The sequence below is a fragment of the Morococcus cerebrosus genome, assembly GCF_022749515.1.
GTDB lineage: Bacteria > Pseudomonadota > Gammaproteobacteria > Burkholderiales > Neisseriaceae > Neisseria > Neisseria cerebrosa.
In genome coordinates this window covers 1,915,541-1,932,897 of sequence record NZ_CP094242.1, presented here as the reverse complement: position 1 = coordinate 1,932,897, position 17,357 = coordinate 1,915,541, and the positions used below count along the sequence as shown (strand labels likewise).

Here is a 17,357-nt window from a genome sequence, read left to right as displayed (position 1 = left end):
TGGGGTTTCAGACGACCTCTTTGGCGACCAGCCAGCCTACGCCGCGTACGTTTTGGATGTGTTCTTTGCCGAGCTTTTTGCGTAGGGCGTGGATGAGGAAATCGACGGCGTTGCTCTCGACTTCTTCGCCCCAGCCGTAGATTTTGTCTTCAAGGTCGCTGCGGGAGAGGATGATGCCAGGACGCATCATCAGGGCTTGGAGAACGGCAAATTCTTTGTTGCTCAGGAGGACGGGTTTGTCTTGTCCTTTGACTTCGACTTGGTAGGTGGCGGGGTTGAGGGTGAGCGCGCCGTTGGTTAATAGGGTTTGGCTGTGGCCGCTGTGGCGGCGCAGGACGGCGCGCATACGGGCTTGCAGCTCCGCCATGTCGAAGGGTTTGACGATGTAGTCGTCGGCGCCGCCGTCCAGTCCGTTGAGGCGGCTGTGGAGGTCGTCGCGGGCGGTAACGATGAGGACGGGGGTTTGGCTGCCTTCGTGTCGGATTTGGGTGAGGACGTCCAACCCGTCTTTGCCGGGCAGGCCGAGGTCGAGCAGCAGCAAGTCGTAGTTCTGCGCCTGAAGGGCGGTAGAAACTTGGCTGCCGTTTTTGACCCAATCGACGGCATAGCCGCTGTCTTTGAGGTTGGCGGCTACGGCTTGGGCAATCATATTGTCGTCTTCTGCAAGCAATACGCGCATGGTGTTCTCCTTAATCAGCGGGAAGGATAGCAGGGGAAAATTAGGAGGGGTTTAGCGGGAGGTCGTCTGAAAGGGGCGGCTGGTTTTCAGACGACCTTTTGTTGCTTTTCCGTACTTGATTGGGTTTCCTTCGGCGTGGGTTCTGCCGGGTATGGTGGACATTTTCTTCTAAAGGAATACTGCGTTTGAATGGTCTGCCGATTTTGCCAAAAGGTCGTCTGAAAACCCCGATTCCGTTTTCAGACGACCTTTTGTCTTTACAGCAACACAATATCGTATTGTTCCTGCGTGTAGGCGGTTTCGACTGCCAGCGAAATCGGTTTGCCGATAAAGTCGATGAGCATCGCCAGCGATTGCGACTCTTCGTCGAGGAAGAGGTCGATGACGTTGGGCGCGGCGAGGATGCGGAAGGACTGCACGTCGTAACGGCGGGCTTCGCGGACGATTTCGCGCTGGATTTCGTAGCAGATGGTCTGCGGCGTTTTCAGACGACCCCTGCCTTGGCAGGACGGGCAGGGTTCGCAGAGGATTTGGCTGAGGTTTTCGCGCGAACGTTTGCGGGTCAGCTCGACCAAACCCAAGCTGGTGAAACCGTTGAGGGTAACGCGGGTGCGGTCGAAGGCGAGGGCTTTGGCAAGCTCTTGCAACACGGCTTCGCGGTGCGCTTCCTGCGCCATGTCGATGAAGTCGATGATGATGATGCCGCCGAGGTTGCGCAGCCTTAATTCGCGGGCGATGGTGTGGCAGGCTTCGAGGTTGGTGCGGAAGATGGTTTCGTCGAAGTTGCGCGCGCCGACGAAGCCGCCGGTGTTCACGTCTATCGTGGTCATGGCTTCGGTGGACTCGATAATCAGGTAGCTGCCGAAGTTGAGGTTGACGCGCGGTTGCAGGGCGCGGCTGATTTCCTGTTCGACGTTGTGGGTTTCAAACAGCGGGCGTTCGCCTTTGAACAGCTCTATCTTGCCCAATGCGCCGTGGACGTATTGCTCGGCGAAACGGGTCATGCGGCGGTGGTTTTCGGTTGAATCGACGAGGATTTTCTGCGTGTCGAGGCTGAACATGTCGCGCAACACGCGCAGGCTCAAAGGCAAATCCTGATACAGCAGGGTTTCCGGCGGCTGAGTTTTCGCTTGTTCTTGAATGTGTTCCCACACTTTGGTCAGGTAGTGGATGTCGGACAGAAGCTGCTCGTCGGTGGCGTTTTCGGCGTTGGTGCGGATGATGTAGCCGTGGCACGCGTCTTCGGGCAATAGATTAGTCAGGCGTTCGCGCAGGCTGTTGCGTTCGGCATCGTCTTCGATGCGCTGGGAAATGCCGATGTGGTCTTCCTGCGGAAGGTGGACGAGGAAACGCCCCGCTAACGAAATTTGAGTGGAAAGACGCGCGCCTTTGGTGTTAATCGGGTCTTTGATGACCTGCACCAAAACCGACTGCCCTTCAAACAGCATATGCTCGATACGTTGGGTTTCTTCGGGGTTACGGCGTTGTTCGAGGACATCAACGATGTGCAGAAACGCCGCGCGTTCCAAACCGATGTCGATGAACGCACTCTGCATGCCGGGCAGCACGCGGCGCACCACGCCCAGATAAATATTGCCGACCAGACTGTGGCCGCTGTTGCGTTCGATGTGCAGCTCGCAGATATTGTTTTCTTCCAACACTGCCACGCGTGTTTCCTGCGGCGTAATGTTGACGAGCACGGTTTCGGGCGGACGGACGGCGTCCTTCGGGATGGGGATTCCTGAAAGCATGGTTTTAGTTCCTGATTTTTAATAAGAAATATAGTAGATTAAATTTGAACCAGACTGATGTTGCCCAAACCTGAAAAATGATCGGCTGATTGTGTTGCTGTTCTGACTCAAATTTAATCTACCATCCGCTTGCCATCGGTTTTGTGGAAAATATAGTGGATTAACTTTAAACCAGTACGGCGTTGCCTCGCCTTAGCTCAAAGAGAACGATTCTCTAAGGTGCTGAAGCACCAAGTGAATCGGTTCCGTACTATCTGTACTGTCTGCGGCTTCGTCGCCTTGTCCTGATTTTTGTTAATCCACTATAAATGGCAAAAGCGGTTCGGATTGCCGTTTATCATACTTTAAAAACGGCGTTTTGGCACATGGGCGGCAGGCAGCCCTCACGCCCCGAAAACAAAGATTCAGGCAAAATAGCCAATTTCAAGTATTGTAAAATAAACCATATGCCCATATAGTGAACCCCATTAGAACTCTGAAAACAATCATGCAAACCGTTACGATGTACACAGGCGCGTTCTGCCCCTACTGCACCATGGCCAAAAAGCTGCTGCATTCGCTGGGCGTCGCCGAAATCAACGAAATCCGCGTCGACCGCAGCCCCGAAGCCTTTGCCGAGATGCAGCAGCTTTCAGGGCAGCGCAGCATACCGCAAATTTTCATCGGCGATACCCACGTCGGCGGCTTCACCGATTTGTACGGCCTGCACCGCGAAGGCAGGCTGGATTCTTTATTAAACCCGTAACTTTAAACCCAACTAGGAAAACAAAATGAGCGAAGAATTGCAACCCGTATTCAGCATCGAACGCCTGTTCGTCAAAGACCTGTCTTTGGAAGTGCCCAACGCCCCCCAAATCTTTTTGGAACAAGGCGAGCCTGAAGTCGATATGCGCGTTTCCACCAACAGCGAGAAGCTGGAAGACGGCTACTACAACGTTGACGTAACCGTTACCGTAACCGCCAAACTCAACGCCGAACGCACCATGTTCCTCAACGAAGTAACCCAAAGCGGCATCTTCCGTCTGGAAAACATCCCTGAAGAAGACGTTCAACTGCTCTTAGGCGTAGCCTGCCCGAACATCCTCTTCCCTTACGCACGCGAAGCCATTTCCACCAGCGTAACCCGCGCCGGCTTCCCTCCCGTACTGCTTGCTCCGATCAACTTCGAAGCCATGTACCAGCAACAACAAGAAGGCAACGCATAATCCGCGTTCCCTGTTTGTCAAAAGGTCGTCTGAAAATGTTTCAGACGACCTTTTTTATAATTCTGAAGAATGGCTACCGAATTTCATCCTCAATGGCATAGACATGAAATCTGTAACGTCATAAAATTCAAAACGTTTATTATTTATTAAATAAAAAGGTTACGATGAAAAAATATATTTTTGGGGTATATGCTGCTTTGCTCATAGGTAATGCAATATCTGCTGATTTTACAGGTAGTTGGGGGTATGTAAAGAATATTCCAGGTGGTGTTTATGGTAAATATTTTAATATCAAACAATCACCAAAATATATAATTACGGGTGAGTGGTATGAAGGGCGTTCAGACGGTCCCGGTGGCAGCGGTAAGGTGAAGGGGTATGTGAAAAAAGGTGGAAAACTGTATTTGAGTTACTGTTCGGAAGGAGATAATTCTTGGTATACGCCTTGTCCGAAATATGAACAAGACAGGGGTTATTTCGTCAGATGGAATGGTGATCTGGTTGAATATTATCGGCCATATGGAAAAGGGCAAGTATATAAAAAAGGTGAAATATTTAAGCGGCAGCAAGAAAGTAAACAGATTGAAGGTCAGGAACAACCTCAAGAGCGACAATTTTTGGATCAACAAAAATTACTGAAGGAACAAGAGTCTTTGCGTAAGCAGGAGTTGTTGAAGGAACAAGAACTTTTACGCCAACAGGAATTGCTGAAAGAGCAGGAGTCTTTGCGTAGGCAGAAGTTATTAAAGGAGCAAGAACTTTTACGCCAACAGGAATTGCTGAAAGAGCAGGAGTCTTTGCGTAGGCAGGAGTTGTTGAAGGAACAAGAACTTTTACGCCGACAGGAATTGTTGAAAGAGCAGGAGTCTTTACGTCAGCAGGAATTATTGAAAGAGCAAGAATCTTTGCGTAAGCAGGAGTTATTGCTGCAACGGAAATCAGGTGGAGAACCAGAGTTGTTAAACGTACAGGAAATATTTAAAGAACAAGGAGGACAGGATGTATTCAAAGAGCAGGAGACGGCAGAAAGTCAGTGGACAGTTGAAAAACAGGAGTTGCCGCAAGGACAAAAAAATACCGAGTAATAGAGATACTCTAAAAAAGTCGTCTGAAAACCCCAATCCAAGTTTTCAGACGACCTTTTTTCTTTGCCGCACACTATTTCACAATTTCCGACAGCGGCCAGCGCGGTTTGACGTTGAACGCACCGGCGGGCTGCCGCTCCTGCAACCTCATCGCGCCGGCGAAGGCAATCATCGCGCCGTTGTCGGTGCAGTATTCCATGGGTGGGAAGCAGACTTTGATTTTTTCTTCCTTAGGTTTGGGTTTGCCTTTTTCAGACGGCTTTTTGACGCTCAAGCGGGAAAATTCGTCGCGCAGCTTCCAGTTTGCACCGACGCCGCCCGCGACGACCAAAGTTCTGAAACCGGTATCCAACAAGGCTTTTTTGGCTTTGGCGGCGAGGACGTCAATCACCGCGTCTTGAAACGCGCGGCAGATGTCGTTGCGCGTTTGCTCGGGAATTTCGCCGCCGTTTTCGGCGCGGACTTTTTCGACGGCGGTCAGCACGGCGGTTTTCAAACCGGAGAAGCTCATCTGTAAATCGTGCGAATGGAGCATGGGGCGCGGGAACGAGAAGGCATCGGGGTTGCCCAGCTTCGCCAGTTCGGACAACTTCGCGCCGCCGGGATACGGCAAACCTAAGAGTTTGGCGGTTTTGTCGAACGCCTCGCCTGCCGCGTCATCGACGCTTTCGCCCAGCAGCGTGTAGTCGCCGATGCCGCGCACCGCCATAAACTGCGTATGCCCGCCCGAAACCAGCAGGGCGACGAACGGAAATTCGGGTTTGTCGTCCGCCAAAAGCGGGGAGAGCAAATGGCCTTCGAGATGGTGGACGGGAATGACGGGTTTGTTCAAGGCAAACGCCAAGGCGTTGGCATAGCCCGAACCCGCCAGAAGCGCGCCGCCCAAACCCGGCCCTTGGGTGTAGGCGACGGCATCGATGTCGTCATAGGAAACGCCCGCTTCCTGCAAACAGCCCTGCGTCAGCGGCACGACGCGGCGGATATGGTCGCGGCTGGCAAGTTCGGGGACAACGCCGCCGTATTCGGCGTGCATCGCCATTTGGGTGTGAAGATGGTGCGCCAACAGGCCGCGTTCGGTGTCATACAGCGCAACGCCTGTTTCATCGCAGGATGATTCGATTCCGAGTACCAACATGGTTTGAGGTCGTCTGAAAATAAGGATGCGGTATTTTAACGGATTTCAGGTGGGCTTGGCTTGCTTGCGGTTAGGGAATATGCAGTGGTAGAGGCTATATCATATATATATATATATGATACGGAGTTGGGTTTGCTATCCGGTTATACCGAGCATTTTTATTGTCTGAGCTTTTGTTGTTCAAATTTAATTGTATTAGGTATATGGGCTGTACGTTGAGTCGAAGGGTTGTCGGCTATTTTGATTTTTGAATTTAATTAATAGAAATATTGTTGCTTATATTTTTATATTTTATGATTTTTAATGCTTTAAAATACAAAAAAAATATTTTTTTGAAATAAAATTGCTGAATAATTGGAAAAAGTCTTGTTTAAAACAGGTAAAGAAGGTAATCTATGCCTTAATTTATCTGAATTTGAAAGCAATAAAAATGACCAAACAATACCCTACCGACGATATTAAGATTAGAGAAGTCAAAGAGCTGCTGCCGCCGATTGCCCATTTGTACGAACTGCCGATTTCCGAGGAAGCGGCGGGGCTGGTACACCGCACGCGGCATGAAATCGCCGATTTGGTTCACGGCAAGGACAACCGCCTGCTGGTGATTATCGGTCCGTGTTCCATCCATGACCCCAAAGCCGCATTGGAATACGCCGAACGTTTGCTGGTGTTGCGCAAGAAATATGAAAAAGAATTGCTGATTGTGATGCGCGTGTATTTTGAAAAACCGCGTACGACGGTGGGCTGGAAAGGTCTGATTAACGACCCGCACTTGGACGGCACGTTCGACATCAACTACGGCCTGCGTCAGGCACGCAGCTTGCTGCTGACGCTGAACAATATGGGCATGCCCGCTTCGACGGAGTTCCTCGACATGATTACGCCGCAATATTACGCGGACTTGATTTCTTGGGGCGCGATCGGTGCGCGGACGACGGAGAGCCAGGTACACCGCGAACTCGCCAGCGGCCTGTCTTGTCCGGTCGGTTTCAAAAACGGTACGGACGGTAATCTGAAAATCGCCATCGACGCGATTGGCGCGGCAAGTCATCCGCATCACTTCCTGTCTGTAACCAAAGCGGGGCATTCCGCCATTGTGCATACCGGCGGCAATCCCGACTGCCACGTTATCCTGCGCGGCGGTAAAGAACCGAATTACAGCACCGAACACGTCAAATCGGCGGCGGAGCAATTGATAAAAGCCGGCTTGTCGCCCAAGCTGATGGTCGATTGCAGCCACGCAAACAGCCGTAAAGATTACAGACGGCAGATGGAAGTTGCCCAAGACGTTGCCGCGCAACTGGAAAACGGCGAAGACAACATTATGGGCGTGATGGTGGAAAGTCATTTAGTCGAAGGCAGACAGGACAAGCCTGAGGTTTACGGGCAAAGCATTACCGATGCCTGCATCGGCTGGGATACCACCGAAGAAATGCTCGCGCTTTTGGCTGCGGCAAACCGTAAACGGGTCGCGCCTTAAGCCGGTTTGAACGGCAAAAAAGAGGTCGTCTGAAAAGACTGTGTGTGAACAAAAACAGACAGTTTTTCAGATGACCTTTTGTTTTTGTTTTGTATAAATTGTTTATTTATAGTGGATTAAATTTAAACCAGTACGGCGTTGCCTCGCCTTGCCGTACTATTTGTACTGTCTGCGGCTTCGTCGCCTTGTCCTGATTTAAATTTAATCCACTATACAAGGGCTTCAGGGTAGTCTCCGGGTAAATTATCGTAGTTTAAACAGTCTTTACTTATCAGAAGACATATTAATGAAACCTTGTGAGATACTGCCTGCGTATTGTTTAACCCACTGATGGAGAATACAACATGAAAAAGGCTTTGACTAAAACCGTTACCTTGATTGCTATCGCTGCTTCTTTGAGCGCATGTGCAGGTATGAACCAAACCCAACGCAATACCGCTACCGGCGCAGTATTGGGTGGTGTAGCAGGTAACCTGATTGGCGGCGATACCGGATCTACTTTGGGTGGTGCAGCATTGGGCGGCGTTATCGGCAGCCAAGTTCATCACGGACATCGCTATCGTTAAGTAGTTCATTAATATCATTATGCAAACCGTTCCGATCGTTTCATTTGTCGGAACGGTTTTTGTTTGATGGGGTGGCCATGAGAAAAGGTCGTCTGAAACGAGGGCATCGTGTTTCAGACGACCTTTTATAGTGGATTAAATTTAAATCAGGACAAGGCGACGAAGCCGCAGACAGTACAGATAGTACGGCAAGGCGAGGTAACGCCGTACTGGTTTAAAGTTAATCCACTATAGTAATAAGTGGGATGGATGATTTATTGGCGGATGACTGCTTTGGCGATTTGATCCGCCATGCGTTTGCTTGCTCCTTGGTGCTTGCCAATAAACTCAAGGGCTTTTTGGGAGAAACGTTCTTTTTCCGATGGATTGGCAAGCCATGATGTGGTTTTTTCATACCATCTTTCAGCAGAACCAACCTGCTCTGCCGCCCCTGCATGGATGGCATCTTGGCATACAGCGGAGAAATTGTAGGTTGAACAACCGAATAAGGTCGGTATGCCGCAGGAAATCGGTTCGATAACATTCTGACAGCCCGCATCCACAAGACTGCCGCCGACGAAGGCAATATCCGCAGCCAAATAATAGGCAAACAGTTCTCCCATGCTGTCTCCGACCCATATTTGCGTTTCTTTGTTGACAGGAAGGTTATCACTGCGATATTGCACACGGTAGCCCATATCTTCTGCAAGGGAAAAGGTCGTCTGAAAACGCTCGGGGTGTCGAGGGATAATCACCAGCAGTGCATCCCCTTTATAGCGTTTCCATGCTTCAAGCAACATTTCCGCTTCGTCCTGACCTTTATAGAAACGGATGCTGGCACACACGACGACAGGGCGGTTGCCGATCCGTTCTTTAAATGCGGCTGCAAGTGCTTTCATCCCTTCGGGAAGCGATACATCATATTTGGTGTTGCCGCAAACGTGGACATTAGAAGCCCCAATCAAGTGCAACCGTTCTGCATCTTCGGCAGTTTGGGCAAAGCATCCGCTCAGGGTGCGCATAGCAGGCTCAACCAAGCCGCGTATTTTCAAATATCCCCGTTGCGATTTTTCAGACAGGCGGGCGTTAGCAAGAAAAAGCGGCACCTGTTTTTCAGCACACATATGCATCAGGTTCGGCCAAATTTCTGTTTCCATCAAAATACCGAAACGAGGGACATGGTCGGTTAAAAATTGCCCAACCCATTCTGGTTTGTCGTAGGGAATATAGCGGCATTGCGCATTGGGATATAGGGTTTGCGCCGTATGCCTTCCGGTCGGTGTCATTTGAGTCAGTAATAAAGGGACATCTGGGAAATAGTTCTGTAATGCTTCGATGAGTGGCTGCGCAGCACGGGTTTCCCCGACAGAAACGGCGTGAATCCAAATCGGATGACGCACGGGCTTGCTCATTTTTTTGCCGAATCTTTCATCCCAGTGTTCCAAATAGGATGTTGATTTTTTAGCTCTCTTTTTTAGATAACGGCGGATAAACAAAGGAGCGATATGCCAAAGTTGATTGTATAACCAACGTATCATAATGATATTCCAAGATGTGATGGGCGTATAAAAAAGGTATCAGGAGGGGATTATAGACGATTCAATCTAAAACGGGACGAGATGAGCAGATCCAAAGCTAATGAGAATAGCTGAATAGGGAGGCCAGTGATTTTGAAATACTTAATTTTGGAGTGAGTGGGAAATAGGTGTTGTTAGATAAGATTGACGAAATTAGAAAGATCATCATCTATGAGGATAGATGATTTTTGTCTAAATACAACACTTTTTTAACATGTTTCAGTTGTAGAAAGATGCGTGAAAGTTGGGGTATAGAGGTAAGAGATGGGAATTTGTGGATATATGTATGGAAAACATTCTTGTAGATAAAAATAGCCTCTAAAAAATTTATTGGTAAATTTTTAGTTTATTTTAAATTTAAATTGCTTTTTATATAAAAATTAGACATAAAATTGCAGAGTGTTATATATTTTTCTATTTGTTCCAGTTGTTAATATATTTTGAGTTATATATTCATGACAAACAATACGGTTAATAATTAATAATATAGAGAACGTGTTAAGCCATGATAAAAAAAAATAATAAATGAGAAGACAGGTGGTCCAATATAATACAATCATGTATAGATTGATTGGATTGTAAGTCAATCCATTATCTTGATTGTACTTATTTATTTGTTTTAGATGGATTGAATCGGGTACATTTTTTTGTAAGTATTGGATAAGTGGTATGTATATTAGATAAGCGGCAAATATTTGTCAATCATAATATGCAAAACATATATTATCTTTGGTTCGATCTTTTCGATAACTATCATTATGTGTTTTTATCAGGGAGATAAAATATGAAACACAAAGCACACATGAATCGTTTTACCGCGCTCAATACGGCAATGTCCGTATCGTTTGCCGCTTTCGGTTTGTTTGCAGCATCTGCTGCTTCAGCTGAAAATTACATTAGTATCAGTAGTGATGCTGGTGTTCAACGTCCTAACTACAACAACGATGGCGCTACTGATCGTTTTGGTATGGCTATCGGTGTAAATACAAAGGCAACAGGTCATAGCGGTATCGCTATCGGTACCAGCACCACTTCTGCGGGTGAGTCTGCTACCGCTGTTGGTACTCTATCTAATGCAGACGGTATTGCCGCTACGGCCTTTGGTCAAGGTGCGCAAGCAGTTGGTAATGTAACGACTGCCGCAGGTCAAAAAGCTCGTGCAACTGCCCAAGGCGCAACTGCTTTGGGTACTGGTTCTGTAGCTTCTGCAATGTATTCTACTGCTACAGGTGCAGCATCTTCTGCGTCAGGTCAATCAAGTGTTGCTTATGGCTTGCAGTCTAAAGCTTCTGCTAATTCGGCAGTGGCTATTGGCTCTCGTGCGACAGCTTCTCATGCAGGTTCCGTTGCTTTGGGTGCAGGTTCTGAAACTGCTGAGGCAGTCGGTACTAATAGCGCAACCGTAAACGGCGTATCTTATGGCGGTTTTGCAGGTACTAATCCTCGTTCTACCGTTAGTGTTGGCTATGCGGGTGGTGAGCGTACTATCACTAATGTTGCTGCTGGTCGTATTAGTGCAACCAGTACTGATGCTATTAACGGTAGTCAATTGTATCAAGTTGCTGCACGTTCGCAAGGTAACTCTACTGCAATCACCAATTTACAAAATCAAGTTAATGGTATTGGTAACCGCTTGAATGATATGGATAAGGATTTGCGTGCAGGTATCGCCGGTGCGACTGCGATTGCCTTCTTGCAACGTCCGAATGAAGCAGGTAAGAGCATGGTTTCTGCTGCAGTAGGTGGCTATCGCAATGAACAGGCTATTGCCGTGGGTTATGCTCATAACTCAGATAACAACAAATGGTCTGTTAAAACCGGTGTCAGTGTTAATACACGCAAAGACGTAAACTGGGGTGGTAGCGTAGGCTATCAATGGTAAGGCCTGAAGGGGTTGGTCGGTTCAGACGACCCCAGTTGAAGAATGATATCGATATAAAGGAAAAAACATGAAATTATCAATCATTTTGCCAGTTATCGCGGCATTGACTTTGGCTGCTTGTGGTAATTTAAGCAAAGTCAGCAAAGAAGGTACTACTGATAACCCTGTATGGCCTGATGCTGCTAAAACTACCTTCCGTCATGATGGTACTCAGCATGGTACTTGGCCGAATTGGGATAATGTCCGTCAAATCGAAGCAGGTATGAATAAAGACCAAATTTACGAATTGATTGGTCGTCCTCATTTCCAAGAAGGCTTATATGGTGTTCGTGAGTGGGATTATTTGTTCAATTACCGTGAAAATGGTGAGCATAAAACTTGTCAATACAAGATTTTGTTTGACAAAGACAAAAATGCCCAATCATTCTTCTGGTTGCCAGAAGGTTGCGGTCCTAAAAAGCCTGCTCCTGAAGTAGTTCGTGAAGTGATTATTCGCGAAGTGGCTCCTGCTCCTGCTGCACGTATCCGCCAGTAATAGTTTGATTTTATGAATTAAAACCGAGTTTTGTTATTTTGCAAAACTCGGTTTTGTTATTTTGCCTTTCTAAATAGTAGTGTAATGGAATTCTGCATGGACAGCGGTTGTTTTATAATAATTCCTTAAAATTTGGTAAGGGACGTTTGTGTCATATTTTTCACAATGAAAAGCAAAGTTGAATAATATTAGAACGTCTTGATATGTTTTAGGCATAATGAATGATAAAATAAGCACACTCTTTGCAAAAAAGAGAAAATAAGGAACGGATAGCAAATAATGAGTATCGGATTATTACGAGTTTTGGTTCAAAGCCAGACAATCAACAATACCCAGGCAGAGCATTACAATAATATATTGAAAACGGGGCAGGAAATCTTGCCCATGCTTTTTGCGGATAAGATTATCAGCCCAAGGTCTTTGGGCGAGTTGGTTGCGCGAGTTTTTAGTTATCCGCTATTGGATTTGCATTATTATCCACGTAACAATATTGTTATGGATGTCTTAACTGAGGAGCAGATGGTTCAAAATCGCTGCGTTCCGATTTTTCGTCGCGGCCGAAAGGTATATTTGGCGGTTTCAGATCCTACTCAAATCCAAAGTTTTCAAAAAATAGCTTTTGCTTCGGGAGTGACGGTTGATTTAGTAGTTGTCCCGGATGATCAGTTGAGTTCTTTGCTGGAGTGGTTAGGACAACGTTCTACCACCATCTTAAAAGAAATTAGTGAAGAACAAGAAGCTGCTCAGCCCTCTCAGGCGCTTTATATTGACAACGAAGAGGCTGAAGATGGGCCTATTCCACGCTTTATTCACAAAACTTTATCAGATGCACTAAATGCAGGCGCATCCGATATACATTTCGAATTTTATGAACAAATGGCTCGTGTCCGTTTTCGTGTAGATGGACAGCTAAGGGAAGTGGTTCAACCTCCTGTTGCTGTACGCGGACAGCTGGCTTCACGCATCAAAGTAATGGCGCGTTTGGACATTTCGGAAAAACGCGTACCGCAAGATGGTCGTATTCAGATTGCTTTCCATAAACACGGTCGCCCTATTGATTTTCGTGTAAGTACGTTACCTACGCTTTTTGGCGAAAAAGTGGTAATGCGTATTCTGAATTCTGATGCAGCAACTTTAAATATTGACCAACTGGGATTTGAACCCTTCCAAAAAGAAATGCTGCTTGAGGCCATTCATCGGCCTTATGGCATGGTATTGGTAACAGGTCCGACAGGCTCCGGTAAAACCGTATCACTTTATACTTGCTTGAATATTTTAAATACAGAAGACGTCAATATTTCCACCGCAGAAGACCCGGCCGAGATTAATTTGCCCGGCATCAACCAAGTCAACGTCAATGACAAACAAGGTTTGACTTTTGCTGCGGCGTTGAAATCTTTCTTACGACAAGACCCTGACATTATCATGGTAGGTGAGATTCGGGATTTGGAAACCGCGGATATTGCCATCAAAGCGGCACAAACCGGACATATGGTGTTTTCAACGTTGCATACCAATAACGCGCCTGCGACCCTATCCCGTATGTTGAACATGGGGGTTGCCCCATTCAACATTGCCAGTTCCGTCAGCTTAATTATGGCGCAACGACTATTGCGTCGTCTGTGTTCGAGCTGTAAGCGTGAGGTTGAGCGTCCTCCAGTTCCCGCATTAAAAAAAGCAGGATTTACAGATGAAGATTTAGCAAAGGATTGGAAACTCTACCGTCCTGTCGGTTGCGATAGTTGCCGTGGTAAAGGCTTTAAAGGCCGTGTCGGTGTCTACGAAGTAATGCCGATTACCGAGGAAATGCAACGTGTCATTATGAATAATGGTACGGAAGTTGATATTATGAACATGGCCTATAAAGAAGGCATGGTCGATTTACGCCGTGCAGGCTTATTAAAAGTTATGCAAGGTTTGACTTCATTAGAAGAAGTTATTGCTCACACTAACGATTAAACCATTGAATCGAAGAAATACGGGGACTTTTGTTTTCTTCATTCTTAAACATTAAACCAAGGGGTAACAAAATGGCTCAAGCAGAGCAAAAAAGAGGCTTATTCGCTCAAAAAAACAAAGGCAAACGTTTTACGTTTGAAGGTAAAAATACCAATACGGATCAATTAGTCCGAGGCGAAGTAGTCGCCAAAGACGAAGAAGAAGCGCGTAAAAAGCTCCAACGCCGCGGGATACGCCCTTTACGTATCAGTAAAGTAAAGGCAACCAAAAAGCGTCGTATTACTCAGGAAGACATCACTGTCTTTACCCGTCAACTTGCCACCATGATGAAAGCAGGTCTGCCTTTAATGCAGGCTTTTGAAATTGTCGCACGCGGACACTCCAATCCATCCATGACTGAAATGTTGATGCAAGTCCGTGCAGATGTGGAACAAGGTAGTGCATTAGGTAAATCATTTGCCAAATATCCAAAATATTTCGACCGTTTTTATTGCAATCTGATTGCGGCCGGCGAAGCTGGCGGTGTTTTGGAAAGCCTGTTGGATAAACTTGCTGTATATAAAGAGAAAACGCAAGCCATTAAGAAAAAAGTGAAAACTGCGTTGACGTACCCAATTTCTATTGTTGTTGTTGCAATAGCATTGATTTTTGTGATGATGCGCTGGGTACTGCCTGCATTTAAAGAGGTTTACTCAAATATGGGAGCTGAATTACCAGGCATGACACAAACAGTCATGAATATTTCTGACGTGTTTGTTGAGCATGGTTGGATTATGATTATTGCTGCAATTGGTATCAGTTTTGGTATATATAAACTGCATCAAAAATCTCCTGAATTCCAAAAGCGTGTAGATGCTATGGTTTTACGTATGCCTATTTTTGGGCCCATCATTCGTAAAGCAACTATTGCACGTTGGGCTCGGACGACTTCCACCTTGTTTGCCGCAGGTGTCCCTTTAGTAGAGGTTTTAGATTCGGTAGCCGGCGCAGCTGGTAATATCCTTTACGAAGAAGCAACACAAGATATTCGTGCAAAAGTTACTCAAGGTCTTTCTTTAACTTCGAGCATGCAAAGTACGGATATGTTCCCCAATATGGTCATTCAAATGACCGCTATTGGGGAAGAATCCGGTTCCCTTGATGATATGCTGAATAAAGCTGCAGAGTTTTACGAGGATGAAGTTGATAACTCCGTATCACAATTATCTGCATTGATGGAACCCATTATCATGGTGGTTTTGGGCTCCATTATCGGTACAATCCTCGTGGCGATGTATCTGCCGCTGTTTAACCTCGGTAACGTAGTAGGTTAATATGCTGGAATCTTTGGATACATTAGCGCCATTTGCTATTCCTTTATCTGTCATTGTTGGTTTGTTAATCGGAAGTTTCCTTAATGTCGTCATTTACCGCGTTCCTGTTATGATGGAACGCGGCTGGACTCAGTTTGCGAAAGAGCATTTGCAACTTGAATTAACGGAAGAAGAGCAGCAACCATTCAATTTGATGAAGCCGGATTCCCGCTGCCCCAAGTGTCATGCTCCGGTAAAGGCTTGGCAAAATATTCCGATTATCAGTTATCTGATGCTTGGTGGTAAATGTGGTTCGTGTAAAACGCCCATCAGCATCCGTTATCCCTTAATCGAATTATTGGCCGGTATATTGTTTGGCGTAGTGGCGTGGCAATATGGCTGGACGATGGCGGCATTCGGTGGGTTGATATTGACTGCAATATTGATTGCATTGACCTTTATCGATGCGGATACTCAATATTTACCTGACAGTCTGACCCTGCCGTTGATATGGTTAGGTTTGCTGTTTAATTTGAACGGCACATTCGTGCCATTGAAATCCGCCGTTTTAGGTGCAGTTTTCGGCTATATGAGCTTATGGCTGTTATGTTTCATCTATAAGCTTTTGACTGGAAAAATCGGTATGGGTAACGGCGATTTTAAATTGCTGGCTGCACTAGGTGCATGGCTTGGGGGCGGCATTTTACCTGTATTGGTCTTTATGGCAGCATTAATTGGTCTGATTGGAGCGATTATCGGACGGGTTGCCAAAGGACAATATTTTGCTTTCGGTCCGAGTTTGGCTATTGCCGGCTGGATTATTTTGGTAGCTAACGAGCCGGTACATCGTGCCGTCACTTGGTGGCTGACCAAATCAGGGTTTTAATATGACTTTATGGATAGGTTTGACAGGCGGTATCGGCAGCGGGAAATCTCAAGCAGCAAAAATCTTTTCTGATTTGGGTGTCCCGCACATTGATGCCGACGTCCTGAGTCGAAATCTGACGGCGGATAACGGTATAGCATTACCGGCTATCCGTCGTCTTTTTGGTGACAAGGTTTTTCATACTCAAAACAGTCTGAACCGTGCTGCTTTGAGAGATATTGTTTTCAGACGACCTCAAGCCAAAAAAGAATTGGAAGAGGTATTACTACCTTTGATTTTAAATGAAATCAAATCAGCAAAAACCTGTTATCCCGATGCAGCATACGGCATTATCGATGTCCCCTTGCTGATTGAAAATCCGGATTTTTTGGCGGTTGTTGATAGAGTATTGGTGATTGATGTTTCTGAAGCAACACAAATTCTTCGTGTTCAGCAAAGAAGCGGTTTGGACACAGAAGAGATCAAGCGCATTATGAACACACAAGCCAAACGCCAAACGCGGCTGATCTATGCAGATGATGTTTTAGAAAATGAAGGGACTTTATCTGAATTGACCAAGAAAATTCAGGGCTTGCATAGGTTTTATCTGGGATATGCCGGCAACTCAAAATTTGGTACATCATTGCCCTAACGTGAAATATCCCGATCAACAGACAAAGCATATTGGAAATCCAACAATCAAAAGGTCGTCTGAAATTGTGTTTGGTTTTTCAGACGACTTACTTGACGGAAAACAGATAATTCAATTTTAAGAACTCGGAAGCCAATACGGCGAAAAGTTTAAACAATGGAAAATGGATACCCAAATAATCGACCTCCCTTAGAAAAAAGAATTTTTTATCTGGAGCATTCAGGGCAGTATCTGATGGTTTGCGCCCTATCAGATTACTCCCACAATAAACATACTGTCGTTATGGCAAATTTTCTCTATCCAAATGAAACAATGGATTGGAGAAATTTAGATGATTTATTCAATGAGTTGGTTTTAGAGGAATTACAGTCTTCATTTATGGATTGGTATCCAACTATTGAAGAGGCAATTAGCCGTCATTTAGAAGGTTTTTCGTAACAAGCATAAAATAAAGAATGATTTGGAAGGAATAAATAATGACTGAAGTAACGACTGTGAAATGTCCGACTTGTCAAAAGCTGGTGATATGGAATGAAGAGAGTAAATACCGACCTTTTTGCAGTCAACGCTGCCGATTGATTGACTTAGGCGAATGGGCGCAAGAGAAATATACGGTTGCAGCGGAAGAAGATGATACTTTATCTGATTCAATGGTCGGAGGCTTACAATAAGCTGTATTTAATACGTTTTTGTGAGGCTATGCAGCCCCGCTTTT

The 17,357-nt window shown here is 46.1% G+C and carries 17 protein-coding genes and 2 pseudogenes; 14 read left to right on the top strand and 5 right to left on the bottom strand.

Annotated elements, in window-relative coordinates; translation table 11 throughout:
• Window positions 1-7: 7 nt before the first annotated feature.
• Both MON37_RS09125 and rng read right to left on the bottom strand, forming a co-directional pair.
• Window positions 8-679: a response regulator gene (locus MON37_RS09125; RefSeq protein WP_009312268.1), complete on the bottom strand. Its 672-nt coding sequence runs from the start codon at window positions 677-679 to the stop codon at window positions 8-10.
• A 257-nt stretch (window positions 680-936) separates the two neighbouring features.
• Window positions 937-2,430, bottom strand: a complete 1,494-nt coding sequence (gene rng / locus MON37_RS09120) for a ribonuclease G (protein WP_039405507.1) — start codon at window positions 2,428-2,430, stop codon at window positions 937-939.
• 487 nt (window positions 2,431-2,917) lie between these two features.
• On the opposite strand from rng, the gene grxC reads away from it, so the two are divergent.
• The 3 genes from grxC (at window position 2,918) to MON37_RS09105 (ending at window position 4,720) form a co-directional block, all read left to right on the top strand.
• Entirely contained in the window at window positions 2,918-3,175 is a 258-nt protein-coding gene (grxC, locus tag MON37_RS09115) for a glutaredoxin 3 (protein WP_003741129.1), read from the top strand.
• A gap of 25 nt (window positions 3,176-3,200) precedes the next feature.
• Window positions 3,201-3,635 (top strand): protein-export chaperone SecB, encoded by a 435-nt coding sequence (gene secB / locus MON37_RS09110; RefSeq protein ID WP_003755109.1) that lies wholly within the window; start codon window positions 3,201-3,203, stop codon window positions 3,633-3,635.
• A gap of 164 nt (window positions 3,636-3,799) precedes the next feature.
• Window positions 3,800-4,720 (top strand): hypothetical protein, encoded by a 921-nt coding sequence (locus tag MON37_RS09105; RefSeq protein WP_242883619.1) that lies wholly within the window; start codon window positions 3,800-3,802, stop codon window positions 4,718-4,720.
• A gap of 73 nt (window positions 4,721-4,793) precedes the next feature.
• Here the strand turns inward: MON37_RS09105 and tsaD are convergent, their stop codons facing one another.
• On the bottom strand, window positions 4,794-5,855 hold the full coding sequence (gene tsaD, locus MON37_RS09100) for a tRNA (adenosine(37)-N6)-threonylcarbamoyltransferase complex transferase subunit TsaD (RefSeq protein WP_039405501.1): 1,062 nt from the start codon (window positions 5,853-5,855) through the stop codon (window positions 4,794-4,796).
• A gap of 430 nt (window positions 5,856-6,285) precedes the next feature.
• On the opposite strand from tsaD, the gene aroG reads away from it, so the two are divergent.
• Window positions 6,286-7,335 carry a 3-deoxy-7-phosphoheptulonate synthase AroG gene (gene aroG, locus MON37_RS09095; RefSeq protein WP_039405498.1) on the top strand — a complete coding sequence of 350 codons (1,050 nt, stop codon included), beginning with the start codon at window positions 6,286-6,288 and terminating at the stop codon, window positions 7,333-7,335.
• 109 nt (window positions 7,336-7,444) lie between these two features.
• Here the strand turns inward: aroG and MON37_RS12515 are convergent.
• A pseudogene (locus MON37_RS12515) lies at window positions 7,445-7,558 on the bottom strand (IS5/IS1182 family transposase); the annotation flags it as partial.
• 121 nt (window positions 7,559-7,679) lie between these two features.
• On the opposite strand from MON37_RS12515, the gene MON37_RS09085 reads away from it, so the two are divergent.
• Window positions 7,680-7,901 (top strand): glycine zipper 2TM domain-containing protein, encoded by a 222-nt coding sequence (locus MON37_RS09085; RefSeq protein ID WP_003741122.1) that lies wholly within the window; start codon window positions 7,680-7,682, stop codon window positions 7,899-7,901.
• 41 nt (window positions 7,902-7,942) lie between these two features.
• Window positions 7,943-8,132: pseudogene (locus tag MON37_RS12510) on the top strand (IS5/IS1182 family transposase); the annotation flags it as partial.
• 23 nt (window positions 8,133-8,155) lie between these two features.
• Here the strand turns inward: MON37_RS12510 and waaA are convergent.
• Complete coding sequence (gene waaA, locus MON37_RS09080; RefSeq protein WP_039405492.1) at window positions 8,156-9,418, bottom strand: lipid IV(A) 3-deoxy-D-manno-octulosonic acid transferase; 1,263 nt, start codon at window positions 9,416-9,418, stop codon at window positions 8,156-8,158.
• Between the two features lie 823 nt (window positions 9,419-10,241).
• Between waaA and MON37_RS09075 the strand changes: the two genes are divergently transcribed.
• The 8 genes from MON37_RS09075 (at window position 10,242) to yacG (ending at window position 17,313) form a co-directional block, all read left to right on the top strand.
• Window positions 10,242-11,339 carry a YadA family autotransporter adhesin gene (locus MON37_RS09075; RefSeq protein ID WP_039405488.1) on the top strand — a complete coding sequence of 366 codons (1,098 nt, stop codon included), beginning with the start codon at window positions 10,242-10,244 and terminating at the stop codon, window positions 11,337-11,339.
• A 67-nt stretch (window positions 11,340-11,406) separates the two neighbouring features.
• Window positions 11,407-11,874, top strand: a complete 468-nt coding sequence (locus tag MON37_RS09070) for an outer membrane protein assembly factor BamE (protein WP_039405485.1) — start codon at window positions 11,407-11,409, stop codon at window positions 11,872-11,874.
• Window positions 11,875-12,153: 279 nt separating this feature from the next.
• Window positions 12,154-13,833, top strand: a complete 1,680-nt coding sequence (pilB, locus tag MON37_RS09065; RefSeq protein ID WP_039405482.1) for a type IV-A pilus assembly ATPase PilB — start codon at window positions 12,154-12,156, stop codon at window positions 13,831-13,833.
• 71 nt (window positions 13,834-13,904) lie between these two features.
• Window positions 13,905-15,146 carry a type II secretion system F family protein gene (locus MON37_RS09060; RefSeq protein ID WP_039405479.1) on the top strand — a complete coding sequence of 414 codons (1,242 nt, stop codon included), beginning with the start codon at window positions 13,905-13,907 and terminating at the stop codon, window positions 15,144-15,146.
• A 1-nt stretch (window position 15,147) separates the two neighbouring features.
• Window positions 15,148-16,011 carry a prepilin peptidase gene (locus MON37_RS09055; protein WP_039405476.1) on the top strand — a complete coding sequence of 288 codons (864 nt, stop codon included), beginning with the start codon at window positions 15,148-15,150 and terminating at the stop codon, window positions 16,009-16,011.
• Between the two features lies 1 nt (window position 16,012).
• Window positions 16,013-16,642, top strand: a complete 630-nt coding sequence (gene coaE, locus MON37_RS09050) for a dephospho-CoA kinase (protein ID WP_039405473.1) — start codon at window positions 16,013-16,015, stop codon at window positions 16,640-16,642.
• Window positions 16,643-16,798: 156 nt separating this feature from the next.
• Window positions 16,799-17,080 carry a hypothetical protein gene (locus MON37_RS09045; protein WP_082013583.1) on the top strand — a complete coding sequence of 94 codons (282 nt, stop codon included), beginning with the start codon at window positions 16,799-16,801 and terminating at the stop codon, window positions 17,078-17,080.
• 38 nt (window positions 17,081-17,118) lie between these two features.
• On the top strand, window positions 17,119-17,313 hold the full coding sequence (yacG, locus tag MON37_RS09040) for a DNA gyrase inhibitor YacG (protein WP_070440456.1): 195 nt from the start codon (window positions 17,119-17,121) through the stop codon (window positions 17,311-17,313).
• Window positions 17,314-17,357: the final 44 nt, after the last annotated feature.

Coding starts and splice junctions, on each gene's coding strand:
- MON37_RS09125 (WP_009312268.1), bottom strand. CDS start 679: ATGCGCGTATTGCTTGCAGAAGACGACAATATGATTGCCCAAGCCGTA.
- rng (WP_039405507.1), bottom strand. CDS start 2,430: ATGCTTTCAGGAATCCCCATCCCGAAGGACGCCGTCCGTCCGCCCGAA.
- grxC (WP_003741129.1), top strand. CDS start 2,918: ATGCAAACCGTTACGATGTACACAGGCGCGTTCTGCCCCTACTGCACC.
- secB (WP_003755109.1), top strand. CDS start 3,201: ATGAGCGAAGAATTGCAACCCGTATTCAGCATCGAACGCCTGTTCGTC.
- MON37_RS09105 (WP_242883619.1), top strand. CDS start 3,800: ATGAAAAAATATATTTTTGGGGTATATGCTGCTTTGCTCATAGGTAAT.
- tsaD (WP_039405501.1), bottom strand. CDS start 5,855: ATGTTGGTACTCGGAATCGAATCATCCTGCGATGAAACAGGCGTTGCG.
- aroG (WP_039405498.1), top strand. CDS start 6,286: ATGACCAAACAATACCCTACCGACGATATTAAGATTAGAGAAGTCAAA.
- MON37_RS09085 (WP_003741122.1), top strand. CDS start 7,680: ATGAAAAAGGCTTTGACTAAAACCGTTACCTTGATTGCTATCGCTGCT.
- waaA (WP_039405492.1), bottom strand. CDS start 9,418: ATGATACGTTGGTTATACAATCAACTTTGGCATATCGCTCCTTTGTTT.
- MON37_RS09075 (WP_039405488.1), top strand. CDS start 10,242: ATGAAACACAAAGCACACATGAATCGTTTTACCGCGCTCAATACGGCA.
- MON37_RS09070 (WP_039405485.1), top strand. CDS start 11,407: ATGAAATTATCAATCATTTTGCCAGTTATCGCGGCATTGACTTTGGCT.
- pilB (WP_039405482.1), top strand. CDS start 12,154: ATGAGTATCGGATTATTACGAGTTTTGGTTCAAAGCCAGACAATCAAC.
- MON37_RS09060 (WP_039405479.1), top strand. CDS start 13,905: ATGGCTCAAGCAGAGCAAAAAAGAGGCTTATTCGCTCAAAAAAACAAA.
- MON37_RS09055 (WP_039405476.1), top strand. CDS start 15,148: ATGCTGGAATCTTTGGATACATTAGCGCCATTTGCTATTCCTTTATCT.
- coaE (WP_039405473.1), top strand. CDS start 16,013: ATGACTTTATGGATAGGTTTGACAGGCGGTATCGGCAGCGGGAAATCT.
- MON37_RS09045 (WP_082013583.1), top strand. CDS start 16,799: ATGGAAAATGGATACCCAAATAATCGACCTCCCTTAGAAAAAAGAATT.
- yacG (WP_070440456.1), top strand. CDS start 17,119: ATGACTGAAGTAACGACTGTGAAATGTCCGACTTGTCAAAAGCTGGTG.